This window comes from Phycisphaerales bacterium (assembly GCA_040221175.1).
In the GTDB taxonomy this organism is placed as follows: Bacteria; Planctomycetota; Phycisphaerae; order Phycisphaerales; family UBA1924; genus JAHCJI01.
In genome coordinates, this window is record JAVJVK010000007.1 from 379,199 (window position 1) to 398,409 (window position 19,211).

Here is a 19,211-nt window from a genome sequence, read left to right on the forward strand (position 1 = left end):
AGTTCGCGATTCCACCGCGGTTGGTGGGGTCTGATGCCCGCGGCGGGTGGGGCTGCCGCGTTGCTCCTTGCCAGCGGGTGTGCCACGCCGCTGGACGAGCCCAGCGCCGCGTCGCAGCGGGCGCTGGTCGACAACCTGATGAACGAACTCCGCCAGGCCCGCGATTCGGGCGAGGGCATCCGCGCCTTCGAGCGCCCGCCGGTGGAGATCGACATCGACGACCGCTTCATGGCCGACGTCGTATCCATCGCGGGCCTGCGAAGCTACGAGGACGAGGCAGAAGGTTTTGGCGATGACCTGCTGGGCAATGAGCAGGCCACGGCGCCGATCGATCTGGAGACGGCCATTCGTTCGGCGGTCGAGCATAACTACGCGTTGCAGTTCGCGCGGCTCGACCCGGTCGTGGCCGAAGCGGGCGTGGTGCGCGCCGAGGCGGCGTTCGACTGGCTGTTCGTCGCATCGACCCAGTACAACAGCTCGGAGACCGAGCAGATCTCCTCGAGCCAGTTCGTCCCGGCGCGCGACGAGCGCGACATCGTGACGGCCTCGCTGGGCCTGCGCCGACAAATGGCCACCGGCGGCACGCTCTCGATCGTCCAGGAATTCGAGTATACCGACGTCCTCACGGACAACCCGAACCTGACCTTCACGCCCGACCCCGCGTGGGAAAGCACGCTGACGCTGCGGGCCGACCAGCCGTTGCTGCGCGGCTTTGGCACCGACGTGGCGCGCGAGGGGTTGCTGCTGGCGCGCAATGCCGAGCGAGACTCGCTTGCCAACCTCAAGGCCCAGGCCATCAACACGGTGCTCGAGGTCGAAACGGCCTACTGGGAGCTCTTCCGGACTCGGCAGAACCTGCGGATCGTGCAGCGTCTGCTCGAGCGTGGCGAAGAGACTCGGCGCGAGATCCGCATCCGCGCCGATGTCGACGCGAATCCTGCCGAGGTGTCCGACGCCGACGCGCGCGTGCAGGAGCGCCGCCAGACGGTCATCCAGAGCCAGACCAACGTGCGCGAGGCCAGCGATCGACTCAAGATCGCCATGAGCGATCCACGCTTCCCCATCGCGGGCGAGACCCTGCTGCTACCCGCCGATGAGCCGGTCGACCAGGCGATCGAATATGGCCTGTTCGACGCGTACCAGTCGGCGTTGCGGCGACGCCCGGAGATCTACCAGGCGCTGCTGAGCCTCGATAACACGGCCATTCGCCGGCGCGTGGCCGAGAATGGCCTGTTGCCCCAACTCGACCTGCGGGCGCAGATCGCCGTGAGCGATCTGGACAGCGATTGGGGAACGTCGGTTGCCGATGCCTATGGCCTGAGCCGGCAGAGCTGGCTCGTGGGCCTGAACTTCGAGCTGCCGATCGGCAACCGCGCGGCCGAGGCGACGCGAAACGAGCGCCGGGTGCAGCAGTATCAGGCCGTCATCGCATACCAGAACACGGTCCAGGGCGTGATCTCCGAGGTGCGTTCTGCCTTGCGTCGCACGAAGGAGGCCTACGAGCGCATCGGCCAGGCGGTGAGCAACCGGCTCGCGGCGGCCAACAACGTGCGCGTGCTCGACATCCAGCGCGAGACCATCGCCGTCAACACGCCCGAGCGTCTGAACCTCGAGTTCCAGGCCCAGGAACGCCTCGCCGCCGCCGAGCAGGCCGAAGTCGGCGCGCTGGTGGACTACATGGTCGGCATCGCCAACCTGCACGCGGCCATGGGCACCGCGCTGGAACGCAACGGCGTGCGCTTCGTCGTGCCCGATGCCGGTCAACTCGAAGAGCTTTATGGTGACGGCGTGCGAGGCGATGATCCCTACGTCTACCAGCCTGCACGCGACGATTCGGACGGCTGAGCGTGGACGCCATCGCCCACGCGGCAGCGCACCTTCGCGCAGGCGGGTTGGTGGCCATGCCTACCGAGACGGTGTACGGCCTGGCGGCGATCGCACGCGATCCGAAAGCCGTAGCCCGCGTGTTCGAGGCCAAGGGCCGACCAGCGACCAACCCGCTCATCGTGCACGCGTGCACGCTTGACATGGCAAGGCAGTGCTGCGCCGCGTGGCCCGCCGCGGCCGATGCACTGGCGCGTAAGTTCTGGCCCGGCCCGCTCACGCTCGTGCTGCCGCGAGCAGCCTGGGTGCCGGACATCGTGACGGCCGGGGGCCCGACCGTGGCGGTGCGCGTGCCCAGGCACCCCGTGGCGCTCGCGCTCATCGAGGCCGTTGGTGAGCCGCTGGTGGCGCCCAGCGCGAATCCGTCGGGCTACGTTTCGCCCACGACGCCCGAGCACGTGCGCGGCGTGTTCGATGCCTCGCTGGTGGTCGTGCTCGATGGTGGGCCGTGCGAGGTGGGGCTCGAATCGACGGTCGTGCAGGTGGATGACGACACGGTGCGGGTGTTGCGGCCGGGCGTCATCGGCGTGGCAGAGTTGCGTGCCGCCACGGACGTACCGATCCACGCGCAAAGCGGGGGCGCGACCAGTGTGGCGAGCCCTGGTCTGATCGGGCCGCACTACCAGCCGCGGGCCCGCGTCTTGTTGGCCGCGACGATGGCGGAGATCGAGCATGCGATTGGGGATCGCCCTGCAATCGTGATCTCGCCACCGGGAGTGCCGATAGCCGTCGATGCGCCGAATGCATCGATCGCGATGCCAGCCGAACCAGGCGACTACGCCCGCGAGCTCTACGCCGCCCTGCGAGAGGCCGATGCGTCTGGCGCCAGCGTCATCGTGGTGTGCGTTCCGTCCGGGGGCGGATCGATCTATGAGGCGGTGCGAGAGCGCCTGGCGCGGGCTGCCGGTGTTGAGCCAACCGGCGATGGACCGCGTGCCCTACCCTGAAAGCCCCCGGGGCGGTGGCGCTCCCAGGGCACGTGCATCGTAATTTGTCCCACGGTTTTGCTCGGGAAGGGTGGCCGCTGCTATGTCCGAATCGTCGCAGAAGTTGAAGATCGCGCTGGCCGAGGGCGATGGCATAGGGCCGGAGATCATGGGCGCCTGCCTGTCGATCTTCGAGGCGGCCGGCGTGATGGAGCACCTGGACTTCGTGCCCGCCGAGATGGGCGAGCGGGTGTTCAAGGCCGGCAACACCATGGGCATCAGCGACGAGGCCATCCAGACCGTCGAGAAAACGGGCCTGGTGTATAAGGGCCCGATGGGCACGCCCGTGGGCGGCGGCGGCAAGAGCATCAACGTCACGCTGCGCAAGATGTACGGGGCCTTCGCCAACGTGCGGCACTTCCAGAGCCTGCCGGGCGTCGAGACCGTGTACAGCAAGGCCAACATTCCCGTGGATTTCTACGTCGTCCGCGAGAACATCGAGGACACGTACGGTGGCATCGAGCACCGGCTGACCAACGACGTCATCGAGTGCAAGCGGCTGATCTCGGCCCCCGGATGCGATCAGGTGCACCGCGAGGCGTTCGAGACCGCCAAGCGCCTGGGCATCCAGAGCGTGCACTGCGGACACAAGGCCAACATCATGAAGATGACCGATGGCCTGTTCCTGGAGCGTTTCTACGCGATGGGCAACGACTATCCGGACATCGAGACCGGCGATGTCATCATCGATGCGCTGTGCATGAACCTGGTGCTCAAGCCGCAGAACTTCAAGATGGTGGTCCTGCCCAATCTCCAGGGCGACATCGTGAGCGATCTGGCGGCCGGCCTGGTCGGTGGGCTCGGCTTTGCGCCCAGCGCCAATATCGGCAAGAACGTGAGCATCTTCGAGGCGGTGCACGGTACGGCTCCGGACATCGCCGGCAAGGGCTTGGCCAACCCCACCAGCCTGCTGCTGAGCGGTCTGATGATGTTGCGGCACATCGGGCTGATGAAGCACGCCAACACCATCGAGAACGCGCTGATCCACACGTTGGAGAAGGGCGTGCATACCGGCGACTTCGGCCAGAGCACGGGCACGCCCGCCGTGGGCACGCGCGAGTTTGGCGATGCCATCAAGGGCAACCTGGGCAAGGCGCCCGATTCTCGCGAGGCGCTGCCCACCGACAACGTGCCCGCGGCGACCTGCTTCGAGCGACCCGAACGGCCGCGACACAACACTCTCATGCGCACGTTCGAGACGCTCAAAAGCGTGTACGTGGGTTGCGACATCTACCTCGACACGCTGCTCAGCCCGGGCGAACTGGCCGACCGCCTGAGCGCCATCTGCCTGCCGACGCCTTTCGAGGTTAAGATGATGAGCAACCGCGGCACCCAGGTGTGGCCCAGCGGCAGCGTCTTCACCGACATCGTCGACTATTACCGCGTGCGGTTCGAACTGCGGGACATGTCTCGAGCCCCCAGCATGGGCCAGGGCCCGCTGATCCACCTGCTCAGCCGCATTGCCGAAAAGTTCGAGGTCACCGACTTCCAGCCGCTCAAGCACTACGACGGCAAGCCGGGATACTCGCTGGCCCAGGGCCAGTAGCGCCTTTCGCGCCGATTCGCAAACGCCTGCGACGCGTCGAGCGTACCTGCCTTCGTGGAGGTGCGTCATGCTCGTGCGTTGGCTGTTGGTCGTGTGCTGTTTCGTCCTGTTCCTCGGAGTGTGCGTCCCTTCGCTCGCACAGGAGGGCGAGGCCGGGTTGCTGTCGGGGCCAGCGGTTGATGCCCAACCGACGATCGTTCGTTATCGCATGGATGGATCGCTGGAGCCCATCGCCGGCCGGCCGGAGATCGCCGCGGCCCAAGTGCTGATCGCCACGCGAAGCCTTCCTGCCGATGCCGCCCAGCGTATTCGTGACATCACGGCAGCGCGGGGCGAGGCGGTCCGCATGCTGCTCGTCGATGAACTCGACACGGTGCGTGAGGTCACCGATCTCATCCAGGCCGGCGAAACCGACGCCGCGCGCGACGCGATGCGTGCGTTGTGGCAGCGCTTCGAGCCCGGCGCGCCCTCCGCACCACTGATGGCCGAACTGGCCGAGGCCGTCGGCGACGAGCACGCCGCGGAACTGGAACGAATCAACGAGGCATACTGGGAAGCGTTGCTCCGTGAACGAGCGAGCGGCATGATGGACGACCGTCGACAGGCCGCCATCGCCGCGGCGCGAGAGCGACTGGCATTCCAGATCTTCCAGCAGGAGCTGCGCGAGGCCTACGACCTGACGCTCCGACGATACCGCGAATTGCTCGAGAGCATCGACGCGGGCGTCGACCCGACCGACGCGCAGCGTGAGGCGATTCGGGAAATCGTGCTGGATCACATCAAGCGCACCCGCCTGGCGGCCACGCCCGGCCAGCGACGCGAGACCATGCTGGCGATCTACCGAGTACTGGATCCTTCCCGCCGTGAGAAGCTGTACGGCCTCATGCTGAGGCAAGTCATTCCGGATTGATGGCCGGCGGTCCAGCACCGCTCCCTATGCTCAAGCCATGACCTTCCTCCAGGAAGAGCTCGATGCGGGGGCCGAAGTCGCCAGCCCGCTCCCGGAGGCCACCCTGGAGGATCCGTCGGCGACGGTAATGCAGACGCTGCGTTCGATCGCCGAGGACTTCCTGGCGCACCTGCCCCTGCTGATAGCCGGCGTGCTGGTCCTGCTGGCGACGATGGTGGTGGGGTATGTCGCGCGGTGGATCGCCCGCCGGCTGCTTGCGGGCGTCAGGCTGCGCGAGTCGCTGAAGGAACTCATCGTTCGTTTCGTCGTGATCGCCGTGTGGGCGATCGGTCTCATGATCGCGGCGATGGTCACGTTCCCCGGGCTCACGCCCACCAAGGCGCTCACGGCGCTGGGCGTCGGATCGATCGCCATCGGCCTGGCTTTCAAGGACATCTTCGAGAACTTCTTCGCAGGGGTGCTCATCCTCTGGCGGTTCCCCTTCGAGAACGGCGACTGGATCTCGTGCAACGGCATCACCGGCCGCGTGGTGAACGTGACCGTTCGTAACACCGTGCTCCGCACCGTGCGCGGCGAGTTGGTCGTCGTACCAAACGTCGATATCTACAAGAACCCCGTCGATGTCCTGACCAACAAGCCCCACCGACGGATCGAGATCGTCGTGGGCGTGGCCTACGGCGAAGACGTCGACGCGTCGCGCTCGGTCATCAAGGACGCCGTCGATGGCTGCCAGACCGTGGCCGACGAGCACCCGGTCCAGGTGTTCGCCCAGGAGTTTGCCAGCAGCAGCATCAACTTCGAGGTCGCCTGGTGGACGGGCGCCACGCCGCTGGAGCAGCGCGAGAGCCGAGACGAGGTGGTCGCGGCCATCAAGCGCGCCCTCGACGAGGCGGGCATCGAGATTCCCTTCCCCTACCGCACGCTCACGTTCAAGCACCCGCTCGAGGTCGAGCAGCGTGAAGCGAAGGGCGACAAGGGCAACGAGGCTTAGCCGCCCATCGCGTGCTCGAACCAGTCCCGCATCGCCCGCCACGAGCGCTCGTCGGCCAGTTCGTTGTACGCGGCGGCCTTGCCCTCGGCCATGGGGCCGGCAGCCTTGCTGGTGAAGCTGTGCACGGCGTTGGCGTAGTCGATGAACACGAAGTCGGCGCCGGCGTTGGCCATCTCGCGCTTGAACTCGTTGCGGTCCTCGATGCTGACGAGCGGGTCGTCGTAGCCGTTGCACACCAGGACGGAAGCCGTGACCTGTCCGCGGCGCGGGGCGCTCTGGAACTGGAGCCCGCCATGGAAGCTGACCACGGCGTCAAAGTCGAAGCCGTGGCGGGCACACTCGAGAACCACGGTGCCGCCGAAGCAGTAGCCGATCGCCGCGAGGTTGTCGGTGAGCTTGCCCTCGTCCTTGAGCGCATCGATGGCGGCCTGCACGCGGCCGCGCATGAGCTGGCGATCGGCGTAGTACGTGCCGGCGAGTTCGGCGGCTTCTTCGTTGTCCTTCGCCCGCACGCCGTCGCCGTACATGTCGATGGCAAACGCTCGGTAGCCCAGCTTCGCAAGCATGCGGGCGCGTTCCTTCTCTTCGTCGCCCAGGCCCTTCCATGCGTGCACGATGAGCACGGTGCCCTTGGACTGCTGTAAGGGCTCGGCCAGATAGCCGCGAAGGGGATGGCCGTCGTGCTGGTAGCTGAGGTCGCGCTGGCGGCCCATGTCCTCCCAGCGGCGAGGCTCGCTGGGCTGATCGGGATGGGTGGGAGGAATCTGCTGGGCGAAGCCCGGGGCGCTAAGCAGTGCGACGAGCAGCACGGCGAGAACGAGGATCTTGGCTGAGACCATGGATGCTTCTCCTGCGATGGGATGGCTTTCGTCACGGTATGGGTCCGCGAACGTGCGGGCGGGACCGTTGGGGTTCAACCGACAAGCCCTGCAAGCCGATGCATACGGCGGGCGTTTGGGATGGAGGGATGGGCCATGGAGAACGTGGATATCGCGCTCTTGCTCTTTGGCGTGGCGATGGTCGCCTCGCCGCTGGAGACGGTGCGTCAGCTTCGCCAGCGGCAGTCCAGGACCCGTCGCACCGAAGGCACGGTCGTGGGGCATGATGACCAGATCTCGATGATGCACCCGGGCGACGCGACACGGCACGGCCCCGGCACGCGTCACGCCCGCATCGCGTACGAGGTCGATGGCCGGCGATTCGAGTGCGTTTCGTCGGTGGGGGTATCGTGGACGATGCACGCGGTGGGGCAGGTTGTGGACGTGGCGTACGACCCCGATGACCTATCGCAGGGCGACATCGTGACGGGCCGAGCGATCAACGCGCTGGAGTTGGCGGTAATGTGGGGCCTGCCGATCGCGGGCGTGGCGTGCCTGGCGATCGCGGCCGTACGGCTGGCCGGGTAGGCGACAAGCGTCAGGCCGCCTGCTCGGCGGGGATGAATGCGTCGATCAGGGAGCGAACGGTTGGCAGAGCGACCTTCGCCGCATCATTGCGATCGTGGACGTGCCGAAGCAGGAAGGTGCCTTCCATCAGGATCGTGAATTGGTCCGCAAAGACCTCGGGATCGGTGGCGCCGGCTCGGGCAGCGAGATCGCGCACGGCGTTGCGCGTCTTCTTCTTGTGGGCGACGGCCGCCTGGTGCACGGGGTGGCGTGGATCGGTGAACTCAGCGGCGACGTTCACGAAGATGCAGCCGCGGTACTCCGGATCGTTGAACCAACGATCCATGACATAGAAGAAGGCGACGAGTTGCTCTCGCGGGTCGTCGGGGGCAATGGTCTCAACGGCGTTCATCCAGGCCTGGCTCTCCCACTCGTCTCGTTGCTTGACGCAGGCGACGAAGAAGTCGTCGCGGCTCTCGAAATGGTTGTAGAAGGTGGTCTTGGTGACGCCGGCGAGATCGATGACCTGATCGATGCCCACCGCCTGAAAGCCGTAGCGATAAAAGAGTTCGAGTCCGGCGGAGATGAGCCGGGCGCGGCCCGTGGTGGGTTGGGGCGGCAGTCCAAGTAGTTCAGTGATGGTCTTGCCTTCAACTTGCACCTTGGTTCCTCCACGTTGGTGTCAGAGCCGGCCAATGGGTGTACGTGAAGTCCACCCCTAAGTGGACCTCGAGTGCACTGTTCGTCTTCGAGCCCCCGGCCATCATTCCTTCGGCGGGCGCGAGCCAAAGTGGCGTGTGGCCCCCGGAGAGATACTCAATTCTAGGAGGTCCACCGATGACCATGATGCAATCCCGTACGTCAACCGACCCTCAAGCGAGGGCGAAGGCCCTGGAGGCCCACCAGCGCGAGAGCCGGGCGCGATGCCTCAACGGCATCGATCTCGAGCAGCTTCGCGGGGCAATCTCGGCGATCGAGGCCGATGCGGCCGCCGGGCAGACGCGGTGGAACGTCCGCAGCCAGTGGATGGGCGGCACGCGGAGCGATCACCAAGTGGAGGGGTTCGAGATCGGAGGGCAGTTCGTGCGTCGGCCGTTCACGATCAAGATCGACGAGCCACACGAGCTGACGGGCTCGAACGAGTACGCCAACCCGCAGGAGCACCTGCTGGCGGCGATGAACGCATGCATGATGGTGGGTTACGCGGCGGTGGCGGGATTGATGGGCATGTCGCTGAGCAAGCTGGAGGTGGTGACCGAGGGCGAGATCGACCTTCGGGGCTTCCTGGGCATCGACAGCGCGACGCCCGCAGGCTACCCGAAGCTGCGGCAGACGGTGCACATCGCCGGCGATGGCACGCCCGAGCAGTTCGCGCAGCTACACGAGACGGTGAAGGCGACGAGCCCGAACTTCTACAACATCACACGCGCCGTCGAGGCCGACTCGCGGCTGATCGTGCAATAGGGCGCGACTGCTGACCTCCCCAGCTCCGAGGCGTGCCCCGGAGCAAACGCAACGCGCACAGACCGCACCCCTCGTCAGGCGAGGGGTTTTTCGTGGCTCGATTGTGGAGCGTGGTTCAGCGACCGCGGAAGGTGATGCGGCCCTTGGTCAGGTCGTAGGGCGACATCTCGACGGTGACCGTGTCGCCCGGGGTGATGCGGATGTAGTGCTTGCGCATCTTGCCCGAGACGTAGGCGAGGATTTCGGTCTGCTGCTCGTTAGGCAGGCGCACCTTGAACATGGCGTTGGGCAGCGCCTCGACGACGATGGCTTCCATGGTGAATTTGTCGTCCTGTTTGGCCATACGAGCGTTCGACTCTCCTTCCAGACGCCGGCACCATCGCCGGGGCCCCAATCATACCGCAAAAACCCATCGACGCCACGGCGGCGATCGATGTCACTCTATCAAACAACGAACAAGGCCAAAATACTATTTCCTGAGCAGCAGCAGCCGGGCCGCCGGTTGCCCGAACCTGTCCGGGGCCACGTGCAACACGTCGCGGAGCGTACTGGCCATGAGAACCCTGACGGCCAACCCCGCCACGCCGCCGTACACCGCCAGCAGCGTCGCCATGCGAGACGCCTGCACGTGCAGCGGCATGGTGGTCCAGCCGTCCAGGTGGTTGCCCAGCAGCGTGTCGGCCAGGATGACCAAAAGGGCAAGGACGGTCAGCAGCCCCCAGGGCCTGAGCACCGTAATCAGGAAGCCCACCACCGGCACGCCAGCCGACCGCAGGCTCCACGCCGCCACGCCGGTGACCCCAATCACGAAGTAGAGCCCCACGCCCGCGGCGATGAGCCCGGGGTCCCGCGGGAAGAGCAGCCCGCCCACGGCGGCGATGCCGGCCATGCCCAGGCCCTGGAGCAACAGCGCCCAGAACTGCGTGCGGAACCGCCCGGTGCTGGAGAGCGCCGATTCCTGCACCGTCACCAGCAGCCGAAGCGAGAAGCACAACGCCAGCGCCTGGACGGCGGGCACGGCTCCGTCCCACTTGCCCTGCCAGACGAACTGTTGCAGCGGGTCGATCGCCACGGCGATGGCGCCGGCAAAGCCCGAGGCCACCAGCGTGAGCGCCCCGCTGACACGCAGCACCGACGCGACGTGGCGCTTCACGTCGTGCTGGAAGGCGCTCATCGTGGGCATGAGCACCTGCTGGAGGTTGCTGGCCAGCAACGACATGACCTGATCGCCGATCATGTACGCGAAGACGTACACGCCCATGACGCTGTCTGTCAGGAGGAAGCCCAGCACGAGATAGTCGCCCTGGCGCAGCAGGGCCAGGGCGATCGCGCCCAGCAGCAACCACTTGGTCCGCGCCCAGATCGCAGGCCACAAGCGGAGCCTGGGCTCGAAGCGGATCAAGGGATCGCGCGTTATCCATAGCCCGAACGCCCACTCGTACGCAGCCATAATCACGAGCGACCACGTAAACGTGAGCGGTCCCGCTCCGCTCAGGGCCAGGGCGACCATCGCGATGTAGCGCACGATGGCGCTGCTGGCGTTCATCGCCGCGACGGCCTTGTAGCGGTACTGCATCGCCAGTCTGCTGCGGTAGATCATGCTCGGGCCGTAGATGCCCGCGGCAATGCCCAGCGTGACCATCACCATGACGTATTCGTCGTTGCCGTGCACTCGCGCGAGCACCGGGCCCAGGGCGCACAGGATGGCCGCGGCCAGCAGGTTGAGCATGAGCGTCCAGGCGTACACCGGGCCGACCAGCCCGGCGTAGCGGTGCATGCCCTTCTGGATGAGGATGCGGCGAACGCCACCATCGCGCAGGACGTTCACCAGCGCCGCCACGCCGATGGCCGTGCCGAAGATGCCGAAGTCGTCCTTACCGAGCAGCACGCCCAGGATGGCGATGTTGGCCAGGCTGGCGACCTTGACCACGGCCGTGGCGACCATGAGCCAACTCAGCCCCCCGCCCACGCGCCGGCCCATGGCCTGGGCCTGCTTTCTTGGACCCGGGCCTGGGCCGGGTGTCTGGGGCGAAGGGCTCTGGGACATCGTGGGCAATAGGCCTCGCGTCGGTAATGGGTTCGCGCGGGTTGGTCGCCCGCGTCGCAAACGGGCCTCGGCCGGCCCAGCCTACCATCGGCCCCGCGGCGAGGATGGCACGAGCCGAAACCGACCCGGTCCTGGGCGCATCCCCGGGGCCGCCAGCCGCTGTATCGATGATCGCCAGAAGGATGGGAATCACACTATGAAGGCCAACGAGATCCGCCAGGGCAACGCCATCCAGATCGATGGCAAGGTCTACATCGCCGTCAAGGTCGACCACACCAAGCCCGGCAAGGGCCCGGCCTACTACCAGGTGAAGCTCAAGGACGTTGCCACGGGGCTGCACATCGACAAGCGTTACACCGGCGGCGACGCCGTCGAGAGCGCGCCGCTGGACCGCCGCGAGATGGAGTACCTCTACAGCGATCAGACCGGCGCGACCTTCATGGATACCGAGAACTACGACCAGGTCATCCTGTCGGCCGAGCTCTTGGGCGATGCCCTGCTCTACCTGGCGCCCAACACCACCTGCACGGTGCTGGTGTACGAAGAGAACCCCCTGAGCATCGAGCTGCCCGCCAGCGTCGAGCTCGAGGTCACCGACACCACCCCGGGCATCAAGGGCGCCACCGCCACCAACCAGCTCAAGGAAGCCGAGTGCGAGACCGGGCTCAAGACCCGCGTGCCGCCCTTCATCACCATCGGCGAGAAGATCAAGGTCGCCACCGACGACGGCCGCTACCTCGCCCGCGCCAAGGAATAGCGCCGTGGCCGACCTTGCCGGCCGCTACTTGGTCGTCATCGGTCTCCGCGCCAGCGGCAAGACCTCGGCCGGCCAGCTCGCCGCCGATCGCCTGGGCATCGCCTTCACCGATCTGGACGACGTGACGATCCAGCGCGTGGATGGCCGTTCGTTCATGACCGTGCGCGAGGCGTGGGCCGCCGCGGGCGAGCCAGCGTTCAGGCAGGCCGAGGCCGAAGCGCTGGGCAGGGCGTTCTCGATGAGAACCGACCGCGTCCTCGCGCTCGGCGGGGGCACCACCGCGTTCGCCGACGCCCGCCGCGTGCTGACCGAAGCCATGGATGGCGGTTTCGTGCTGGGCCCGGTCTACCTCCACGCCCCGCCGGAGGCACTCGCCAGCCGGCTCCGGCAGGAACTGGGCGATCGCCCCTCGATCACCGGTGAGCATCCGGCCGACGAGATCGCCGGCCTCTACGACAAGCGCGACGCCATCTACCGCGCCCTCGCCGATCAGATCGTGGAGGTCGAGCACCTGAGCATCGATCAGACCGCTGATCGGCTGGTCGAGCTCTGGCACCAGCTTGCGGGCGATTGACCACCGCTATTTGTTTATATATTGTTTGGTATGGAGGACTTCGAGCCCTCATACCGCGATGCGTTGCTCAAGGGGCCCGCCCACCGCCGCGGGGCGGGGCTCAACCCCGGCAACCGCTTCGAGGACGTTCGCCTGCACGTGCTGGGCGAGGAACTCGACCGACAGTGGGTGGAGCGCGAGGCCGAGGGCGACGGCAAGCCGGTGAAGGTGCAGCGGCAGGTCTTTCACGATCGCACGAAGACCATCATCAACCGCGTGGTGCCCACCAGTGACGTGCCCTTCGACTGGACGGTCAACCCCTATCGCGGCTGCGAACACGGGTGCATCTACTGCTTTGCGCGGCCTTACCACGAGTTCCTGGGCTTCAGTTGCGGGCTCGACTTCGAGACCAAGCTCATCGCCAAGCCCGAGGCGCCCCAGATGCTCGAAAAGGAGCTTGGCAAGCGGAACTGGACGGGCGAGCCCATCGTCATGTCGGCCATCACCGACGTGTACCAGCCCATCGAGCATTCGATGCGCCTGGCGCGGCAGTGCCTGGAGATCATGGCCGCCTGCAACCAGCCCGTCACGACCATGACCAAGAGCGCCATGGTGCTGCGCGACGTGGACCTGTGGCAGAAGCTGGCCTCCCACAACGCCGGCCGCGTCACGGTGACGCTGGTCACACTCGACAGCGCCCTGGCGCACACGCTCGAACCACGCGCGACCGACCCGGCCGGCCGACTGCGAACGATTCGTGAACTGACGGCCGCGGGCGTGCCGGTGACCGTGAACATCGCGCCGATCATCCCCGGCCTGACCGATGCCGAGGTGCCGCGGATCCTCGAGGCCGTGGCCGACGCCGGCGCCCGAAGGGTCTCCTGGGTGCTGCTGCGCCTGCCGTACCAGGTGAAGGACCTCTTCCTTGAGTGGCTGCAACGCAACGTGCACCCCGACAAGGCCCGCAAGGTCGAATCGCTCATCCGGCAAAGCCGCGGCGGCAAGCTCTACGTGGCCGATAAGAACCGCAGTCGCGGCGACGGCCCCATCGCCCGCCAGATCGCCCAGAACTTCGACGTGTTTACCCGCCGCTACGGCCTCAATCGCGACGTGCGCCCGCTCTCGAGCGCGGCGTTCGTCAAGCCCGACACCAGCGGGCAAATGGGCCTCTTCGGCGGTTGACCGCTAGTGATCCAGCCACTGGCAATCGGACACGATGCACACGCCGCCGTACTTGCGCAGGGCCAGGCGAGCGGCCTCGATGACCTGCGGTGCGCTCTCCATCGGAACGGCCAGCATGACGCACGCGTTGGTCGAGACGCCGCTGGGGTCGTCGGCCCGCTGGTCGCCACGATCGCCAAAGCCCGAGGCGTTGGGCAAGACGGTGTAGCCGGTCGCGCCCGCCTGACGCAACTTGGTGAGCAGGCGGTTGAGGTGCAGGGTGTCGACGACGATGTCCAGCCGCTTCATGGGCGTCATGCCGCCTTCGTTCTGGGTCGCATGCGTTGCCATCACGTCCACCACCATTGAATGATCGTGGCGTAGAGCGGAATGCCCACGATGATGTTGAATGGAAAAGTCAGGCCCAGGCTCATGGGCACGTACAGGCTGGGATTGGCGTTGGGCAGCGCCAAACGCAACGCGGCCGGCGCGGCGATGTAGCTCGCGCTGCCAAACAGCACCGCCAGCAGCAGCGCATCGCCCTGAGACAGCCCCAGCGCCGCGGCCGCCAGGATGCCAAGCGACGCCTGCACCGGGGGCGCGATGAGCGCGAAACTCACCAGGAACACGCCCGACCGCCGCAGGTCGCCCAGCCGGCGGGCCGCCACAAGGCCCATGTCCAGCAGGAACAGGCACAACACCGCCTGGAATGGGTCCTTGACGAGCGGCTTCATGGTGGCCCAGCCCGAATCACCGCATACGTAGCCGATGACCAGGCTGCCCAGCAGCAGCACGATGGCGCTGTTGGCCAGCGCTTCGTGGGCCATGGCGCGCCACTCGGGGCGCTGGTTGTCGTCGCTCGTATCGGCCGTGCGCACGAGCGTGGCCAGGACGATGCCCGTCACGATGGCCGGCGACTCCATGAGCGCCATGGCGGCGATCAGGTGCCCGCTGTACTCGGTCTGCCCGCGCTCCAGGAAGCTGATGGCCGTGATGAACGTCACCGCGCTCACCGAGCCGTAGCAGGCTGCGATACCCGCGGCATCCTGGCCCTTCAAACGCGTGCGCAGCACGAAGAAGCCGAGCACCGGTAGCACCGCGCTGGACAGCGCCGCCACGCCAAGCGTGCCGACGACGCCAAGGTCCAGCCCGCTGCGATGGAGCTCGTACCCGCCGTGGAAGCCGATGGACACCAGCAGGTAAATCGACAGGCCCTTGGCGACCGCCGGGGGTACCGACAGGTCCGACCGCACGACGGTCGCGAGCATGCCCAGCCCGAAGAACAGGATCGGCGGCGACAGCAGGTTTTGCGTCAGAGCGGTGGGATCCACGAGCGCTCCTGGAGGGGACCCAGGGCCAGCCCTGGAGGGATACGCGGCGGAAAGCGGGCGACGCGACTCGAACGCGCAACATTCAGCTTGGAAGGCTGACGCTCTACCATTGAGCTACGCCCGCGGCAGGGGCAGTATACGGCCGCTGCCCGCCCGCGATCAGTCCAGCACCTCGCCCAGGGCGATCATGGCATACGAGGTGATCAGCACCGGGTCGTTCTCCATCCAACGGTCGTTCACCGAGCGGAACGAGCCGTCGGCGTTCTGCAACTCGCCCAGCCGGTCGATGAGGTCGTCGGCCCAGTTCACCGGCCGCGTGGAGCCGTCCTCGGCAACCACCTCGAGCGTCGGCTCGCCGAACGCATCCAGTGCCCGGCTGAACGTGAGCAGGAAGTAGTACGTGCCCTCGGCCCCAAGGCCCGGGTTCTCTTCGAGCGTGTAGTGGCGGGCGATCCAGTCCCGGGCGGCCGTCACGCGCAGGTCGTCGGCCGGCAACTCGGCATACACGTAGCTCTTGAACCCCGCATACGTCATCGAGCCATACGCCCGCAGCCGGCTGACACGCGTGCCGTCGTCCAGGGTTTCCTCGATCATGCCGGCCTTGCTCTCGCCGACGCCAATCTCTTCGCCGCTGGGGCTGGTGGCATACACGAATCCGCCCTGCCGCGAGCCCTCGGCGTAGTCCATGTCGTTGATGCGGTCGTCCATCTGCGTGCGGCCGAGGAAGACCAGGGCCCGCTGCACGGCCGGGTCGTCGGCGGGCACGCCCGCCTCTTCGAGCGCCATCATGAACATGTGCATGTTGCTGTTGTCCGGCCTGCCGCTGCCGCCGTAGCCGATGCCGCCATAGAACGGGTGCGATCGACTGACCTGCAACTCTGGGTTGGGGTTGTCTTGGCTGTACTGCAAGTTGCGCAGGAAGGCCAGCGCCTCCCTCGCGGCGTCACGCGAACGCTGCGTGTCCAGCCGCGACAGCGCCGCAAGCGAAATGGCGGTGTTGTACTGCGGGAGGATCTGGTCGTAGATGCCCCCGTCGCCCTGTTGCATCGAGTAGAGGTACGCATACCCCTGCTCGATCGCGCGCTCGGTCTGGGCATCGCGCCGCATGAACGCCTCGTCGGCCGTCATCCCCAGCAGCACGAGCCCGGTGATCGCTGGCAGATTTGGTCCGCCGGGCCGGACGTTCCAGCCGCCGGTGTCTTCGTCCTGCTGGGCCAGCAGATACGTGGCGGCCTTGTCGCGCATGTCCTGGGCGCGGGCCAGGTGTTCAGCGCTGGGCCGGCCCCCGGTCTGCGCCATGGCAACCGAAGCCACCAGTGTTCCCGCGACGCATACAAGCTTCTTCCATGGGCTCATGCCCGCACCTCCCGTTCGCTCCACGGTTCAGATCAATCGGATCAGCCGCCGGCCCACCCACTCCATCGTGAGCAGCACCAGCAGGACGACGAGCGCGATGGGCCGGTCCCACAACGGCTCAATCTGCGGCTGGCCCGCGACGACCACCTCCCGCCGCGGCAGCAGTTCGGGCAGCTCGCCCAGCGTGTCCATCCCCAGCACGCGCCCGCCCGTTCGCTCGGCCAGCGAAGCCAGCAGGTCGTGGTCGGCCATCGGATCGCGCAGCTCGTCGCTGTCGGCCAGCACTTCCACCTCGATGCGCAGCCCCAGCGGAGCCAGCAGCGGCTCGTCCACGATGATCTCGTACGTTCCCGGCTCGGTCGGCAGCCACGATGCGGCGTATCCCTGCGAGAGCGCACGCCGGGCGCCGGTGTCCTCGATCCCCAGCGTCAGCGACTGCGGCGCCGCGCCCTGCGAGCGATCGCCCAGGGGCCGAACCTGCGCGCGCACCGCCGGCAGCCTGCGATCGACCAGCGACTGATCCAGCAGCCGCACCTCCACGCGGGCCGGCCGTTCCACGAGCGCGGGCCGGGGCGAGACGCTCAGCGCCGCCTCGGCGCCCGTCCGCGCCAGGCGGCCGCGCGCCTGCATGCGCACCAGCGGCAGGTAGAAACGTTCGAACAGCGGCTCGCCCCGACCGTAGCGATACCGCCAGATCTCGTCGGTGGCGACGTACACCACGCGGCCCGAGCCATAGGGCATCGTCAGCACCGCCGGCGTGGCCGACCCGCCCTGGGCTGGCTCGAAGCGGGCCAGCACCTCGGCCGTGGGCTTGAGGGCGCCCTCGTCGATGCGCTGGCTCCACCACAGCCGGTTCCAGCCCGTCGCCGGGTCGCTCAGGTATGCCGGCCAGGTCGCCAGGCTCTCGTCCAGCCGCAGCACGCCCAAGCGCTCGCCCGAGGTGGTGCGGTCGAGCACCACCGGTTCGCTGACGTCCGACACGCCCGCGCCCTGATCCATGCGGAACGGCAGCAGGTCCTCCAGCGGCGTGCCGCGCCAGCTCGAGGGCGTGCTCGAGACCCCGCCGATCCACAGGAGCCCCGCGCCGCGGCTGGCCACGTGCTCGCGGAGCTGGTCGAGCTGCTCGTTGCTGAACAGCCCCGAGCGCACGTCGCCGATTACCACCACGTCGTACTCGGCCCACGCCTCGTCGGTCGTGGGCGGGAAGCCGATGGTGACGTTGCCTTCCTCGATAAAGCTCCGCCGCGCGGCGAGCAGCAGCGAGCTGCTCCTGACGCTGGGCTCGCGCAGCAGCATGCTGGTCAGGTAGCGCCGCTCCCACCGCGGGCTGCCGTCGATGTACAGCACGCGCAGCGGTCGATCGACCACGCGCACGCTCAGGTCGGCCGAGTCGTTCTCGGCCAGCAGGTCGGGCTCGTCGGGCACGAAGCGCACCTGCCAGCTTGCCTCGCCCGCTTCGAGCTCGCCGGCCACCAGCGTGGCCTCGGCGGCGTCGTCCCGCCAGCGTTCGTCGTCGGCCTCGATGCGAACCCGATCGATGACGTCGCCGCTCGTGCGATCGATGAGCTCCAGCACGCCCGCCGAGCCGGCGGCCGGGCCGCGGCGATCCAGCCGAACGCGGACGGGCGCCTGGTCTCGCGCGAAGGCGGCCTCGGGCGCGACGGCCTGCGCGATGGCCACGTCGGTGGCCGCGCGTGGGCTGCCCAGCGGCACCACGTGCACCGGCACGCGCTCGCCCACCAATCGGCGCACGACGGCGGCGCTGGGCTCGTCGATCGACCGGCCGTCGCTGAGCACCACGACCGCCGACAGCGGGCGCGCCGCGGCGCGCGTCAGGGCGCTGCTGACGGCCGATCCCAGCGCCGTCCGCCGGCCGTCGGCCTCGGGCAGCGGCGGCGGGCCGGGCGAGGCCGCCCGGTCATCGGTTCGCGCGCGAAGATCGAACGCCGCGGCATCGAAGCCCAGCCACACCACCTCGCGCTGGGCGGCGATGTCGGCGAACATGGGCTCGTGCCGCTCGAGCAACGCCCGCAGCTGCTGGTCGCGCGTGGGGCGGGCCGTGCCGGCGATGGCAAGGGGCGCATCGGCCACGCGCATCGAGACCGAGCGGTCCACCAGCACCAGCACCCAGTCGGGCTCCAGCCGCTCGTTCGTGCGCTCCAGCCGCGGCCCGCAGGCCAGCACCACCAGCACCAGCAGCAGCAGGCCGCGCACGCCGGCCAGCCCCAGCCGCGCCGCGCGGGGCCCCTCCAGCCGGCGGTAGCCCCACCAGCCCAGCACGCAGCAGCCCATGACCACCAGCGCCCAGCCCCAGGTGGGCAGCGGCCGCTCGAAGCCAAGGGCCACCCCGTCGTCGCCAAAGCCCAGCTCGCGCAGCGAGAACAGCCTGCTGAACAGGCCCTGGGGCGCCGCGACCAGCCGTTCGAGCACGCCCAGCATCTACGCCGCCTCCCGCCGCGTGCCCGCGCCGCCGGCCGTCGCGCCGGCGACCTGGGCGTGGCTGAACAGCCGGGCCAGCACGGCCTCGAGCGCCGCTAGCGCCAGGGCCGCGCCCAGCAGGATGGCGCCCATCGCCAGGCTGGGCTCGGTGCGGGCCATGGCCTCCGCGGGCGACGCGGCGCCCTCGATCTGGCCGCCCGGTCGGTCCAGCCAGCCCAGCGATTGGCCATCCGAGAGCGGCACGCCCAGGCCCGCGGCTAGCACGTCGGCGATGCGCTCGCGCGTCACCGGCTCGCGCGCGGCGCCCCGGTGCGCGGGCGCCACGGCCACCAGGCCCGCCGGGCGGCCGCCGCCGTCCAGGGCCAGCCACGGGCCGGCCCGGCGCAGCGGCCGGGCCGCCG

19 protein-coding genes and 1 tRNA gene are annotated in these 19,211 nt (G+C 68.1%); 10 read left to right on the forward strand and 10 right to left on the reverse strand.

Features of this window, described 5'->3' with window-relative positions:
• Window positions 1-33: 33 nt before the first annotated feature.
• The 5 genes from RIE32_09250 to RIE32_09270 all read left to right on the forward strand — a co-directional run bounded on the left by RIE32_09250 (window position 34) and on the right by RIE32_09270 (window position 6,317).
• Window positions 34-1,845 (forward strand): TolC family protein, encoded by a 1,812-nt coding sequence (locus tag RIE32_09250; GenBank protein ID MEQ9096435.1) that lies wholly within the window; start codon window positions 34-36, stop codon window positions 1,843-1,845.
• Between the two features lie 2 nt (window positions 1,846-1,847).
• Complete coding sequence (locus tag RIE32_09255; GenBank protein MEQ9096436.1) at window positions 1,848-2,831, forward strand: L-threonylcarbamoyladenylate synthase; 984 nt, start codon at window positions 1,848-1,850, stop codon at window positions 2,829-2,831.
• A gap of 82 nt (window positions 2,832-2,913) precedes the next feature.
• Window positions 2,914-4,416, forward strand: coding sequence for an isocitrate/isopropylmalate family dehydrogenase (locus RIE32_09260; protein ID MEQ9096437.1), 1,503 nt, complete (start codon window positions 2,914-2,916; stop codon window positions 4,414-4,416).
• A gap of 67 nt (window positions 4,417-4,483) precedes the next feature.
• Entirely contained in the window at window positions 4,484-5,326 is an 843-nt protein-coding gene (locus RIE32_09265) for a hypothetical protein (GenBank protein ID MEQ9096438.1), read from the forward strand.
• Between the two features lie 37 nt (window positions 5,327-5,363).
• Window positions 5,364-6,317: a mechanosensitive ion channel family protein gene (locus RIE32_09270; protein ID MEQ9096439.1), complete on the forward strand. Its 954-nt coding sequence runs from the start codon at window positions 5,364-5,366 to the stop codon at window positions 6,315-6,317.
• Here RIE32_09270 and RIE32_09275 read toward each other — a convergent pair.
• Window positions 6,314-7,156 carry a dienelactone hydrolase family protein gene (locus RIE32_09275; GenBank protein MEQ9096440.1) on the reverse strand — a complete coding sequence of 281 codons (843 nt, stop codon included), beginning with the start codon at window positions 7,154-7,156 and terminating at the stop codon, window positions 6,314-6,316. The genes RIE32_09270 and RIE32_09275 overlap by 4 nt on opposite strands.
• Before the next feature lie 135 nt (window positions 7,157-7,291).
• Here RIE32_09275 and RIE32_09280 point away from each other — a divergent pair, with 135 nt between their 5' ends.
• Window positions 7,292-7,723, forward strand: coding sequence for a DUF3592 domain-containing protein (locus RIE32_09280; GenBank protein MEQ9096441.1), 432 nt, complete (start codon window positions 7,292-7,294; stop codon window positions 7,721-7,723).
• A gap of 10 nt (window positions 7,724-7,733) precedes the next feature.
• Here RIE32_09280 and RIE32_09285 read toward each other — a convergent pair whose 3' ends face one another.
• Entirely contained in the window at window positions 7,734-8,363 is a 630-nt protein-coding gene (locus RIE32_09285) for a TetR/AcrR family transcriptional regulator (GenBank protein MEQ9096442.1), read from the reverse strand.
• Between the two features lie 176 nt (window positions 8,364-8,539).
• Here RIE32_09285 and RIE32_09290 point away from each other — a divergent pair, with 176 nt between their 5' ends.
• Entirely contained in the window at window positions 8,540-9,166 is a 627-nt protein-coding gene (locus RIE32_09290) for an OsmC family protein (GenBank protein ID MEQ9096443.1), read from the forward strand.
• A gap of 115 nt (window positions 9,167-9,281) precedes the next feature.
• Here RIE32_09290 and infA read toward each other — a convergent pair whose 3' ends face one another.
• Complete coding sequence (gene infA, locus RIE32_09295; GenBank protein MEQ9096444.1) at window positions 9,282-9,509, reverse strand: translation initiation factor IF-1; 228 nt, start codon at window positions 9,507-9,509, stop codon at window positions 9,282-9,284.
• A gap of 126 nt (window positions 9,510-9,635) precedes the next feature.
• Complete coding sequence (locus tag RIE32_09300; protein ID MEQ9096445.1) at window positions 9,636-11,147, reverse strand: oligosaccharide flippase family protein; 1,512 nt, start codon at window positions 11,145-11,147, stop codon at window positions 9,636-9,638.
• A 262-nt stretch (window positions 11,148-11,409) separates the two neighbouring features.
• On the opposite strand from RIE32_09300, the gene efp reads away from it, so the two are divergent.
• The 3 genes from efp to RIE32_09315 are packed head-to-tail and all read left to right on the forward strand — an operon-like array spanning window position 11,410 to window position 13,705.
• Window positions 11,410-11,970, forward strand: coding sequence for an elongation factor P (efp, locus tag RIE32_09305; protein MEQ9096446.1), 561 nt, complete (start codon window positions 11,410-11,412; stop codon window positions 11,968-11,970).
• A 4-nt stretch (window positions 11,971-11,974) separates the two neighbouring features.
• The gene (locus RIE32_09310) at window positions 11,975-12,544 is read left to right on the forward strand and encodes a shikimate kinase (GenBank protein MEQ9096447.1); all 570 of its coding nucleotides are present in this window, start codon (window positions 11,975-11,977) and stop codon (window positions 12,542-12,544) included.
• A gap of 30 nt (window positions 12,545-12,574) precedes the next feature.
• Complete coding sequence (locus RIE32_09315; GenBank protein ID MEQ9096448.1) at window positions 12,575-13,705, forward strand: PA0069 family radical SAM protein; 1,131 nt, start codon at window positions 12,575-12,577, stop codon at window positions 13,703-13,705.
• A 3-nt stretch (window positions 13,706-13,708) separates the two neighbouring features.
• Here the strand turns inward: RIE32_09315 and RIE32_09320 are convergent, their stop codons facing one another.
• The 6 genes from RIE32_09320 to RIE32_09345 form a co-directional block, all read right to left on the reverse strand.
• Window positions 13,709-14,035: a hypothetical protein gene (locus RIE32_09320; protein MEQ9096449.1), complete on the reverse strand. Its 327-nt coding sequence runs from the start codon at window positions 14,033-14,035 to the stop codon at window positions 13,709-13,711.
• Window positions 14,035-15,015, reverse strand: coding sequence for a sodium-dependent bicarbonate transport family permease (locus RIE32_09325; GenBank protein MEQ9096450.1), 981 nt, complete (start codon window positions 15,013-15,015; stop codon window positions 14,035-14,037). The genes RIE32_09320 and RIE32_09325 overlap by 1 nt, the downstream gene beginning before the upstream one ends.
• Before the next feature lie 52 nt (window positions 15,016-15,067).
• A tRNA-Gly gene (locus RIE32_09330) sits at window positions 15,068-15,139 on the reverse strand.
• A 35-nt stretch (window positions 15,140-15,174) separates the two neighbouring features.
• Window positions 15,175-16,371 carry a terpene cyclase/mutase family protein gene (locus RIE32_09335; GenBank protein ID MEQ9096451.1) on the reverse strand — a complete coding sequence of 399 codons (1,197 nt, stop codon included), beginning with the start codon at window positions 16,369-16,371 and terminating at the stop codon, window positions 15,175-15,177.
• Window positions 16,372-16,398: 27 nt separating this feature from the next.
• Entirely contained in the window at window positions 16,399-18,810 is a 2,412-nt protein-coding gene (locus RIE32_09340; protein MEQ9096452.1) for a hypothetical protein, read from the reverse strand.
• A partial coding sequence (locus RIE32_09345; GenBank protein ID MEQ9096453.1) for a hypothetical protein occupies window positions 18,811-19,211 on the reverse strand: 401 nt, incomplete at its 5' end. It abuts the gene before it with no gap.

Coding starts and splice junctions, on each gene's coding strand:
- RIE32_09250 (MEQ9096435.1), top strand. CDS start 34: ATGCCCGCGGCGGGTGGGGCTGCCGCGTTGCTCCTTGCCAGCGGGTGT.
- RIE32_09260 (MEQ9096437.1), top strand. CDS start 2,914: ATGTCCGAATCGTCGCAGAAGTTGAAGATCGCGCTGGCCGAGGGCGAT.
- RIE32_09265 (MEQ9096438.1), top strand. CDS start 4,484: ATGCTCGTGCGTTGGCTGTTGGTCGTGTGCTGTTTCGTCCTGTTCCTC.
- RIE32_09270 (MEQ9096439.1), top strand. CDS start 5,364: ATGACCTTCCTCCAGGAAGAGCTCGATGCGGGGGCCGAAGTCGCCAGC.
- RIE32_09275 (MEQ9096440.1), bottom strand. CDS start 7,156: ATGGTCTCAGCCAAGATCCTCGTTCTCGCCGTGCTGCTCGTCGCACTG.
- RIE32_09280 (MEQ9096441.1), top strand. CDS start 7,292: ATGGAGAACGTGGATATCGCGCTCTTGCTCTTTGGCGTGGCGATGGTC.
- RIE32_09290 (MEQ9096443.1), top strand. CDS start 8,540: ATGACCATGATGCAATCCCGTACGTCAACCGACCCTCAAGCGAGGGCG.
- infA (MEQ9096444.1), bottom strand. CDS start 9,509: ATGGCCAAACAGGACGACAAATTCACCATGGAAGCCATCGTCGTCGAG.
- RIE32_09300 (MEQ9096445.1), bottom strand. CDS start 11,147: ATGGGCCGGCGCGTGGGCGGGGGGCTGAGTTGGCTCATGGTCGCCACG.
- efp (MEQ9096446.1), top strand. CDS start 11,410: ATGAAGGCCAACGAGATCCGCCAGGGCAACGCCATCCAGATCGATGGC.
- RIE32_09315 (MEQ9096448.1), top strand. CDS start 12,575: ATGGAGGACTTCGAGCCCTCATACCGCGATGCGTTGCTCAAGGGGCCC.
- RIE32_09320 (MEQ9096449.1), bottom strand. CDS start 14,035: ATGGCAACGCATGCGACCCAGAACGAAGGCGGCATGACGCCCATGAAG.
- RIE32_09335 (MEQ9096451.1), bottom strand. CDS start 16,371: ATGAGCCCATGGAAGAAGCTTGTATGCGTCGCGGGAACACTGGTGGCT.
- RIE32_09340 (MEQ9096452.1), bottom strand. CDS start 18,810: ATGCTGGGCGTGCTCGAACGGCTGGTCGCGGCGCCCCAGGGCCTGTTC.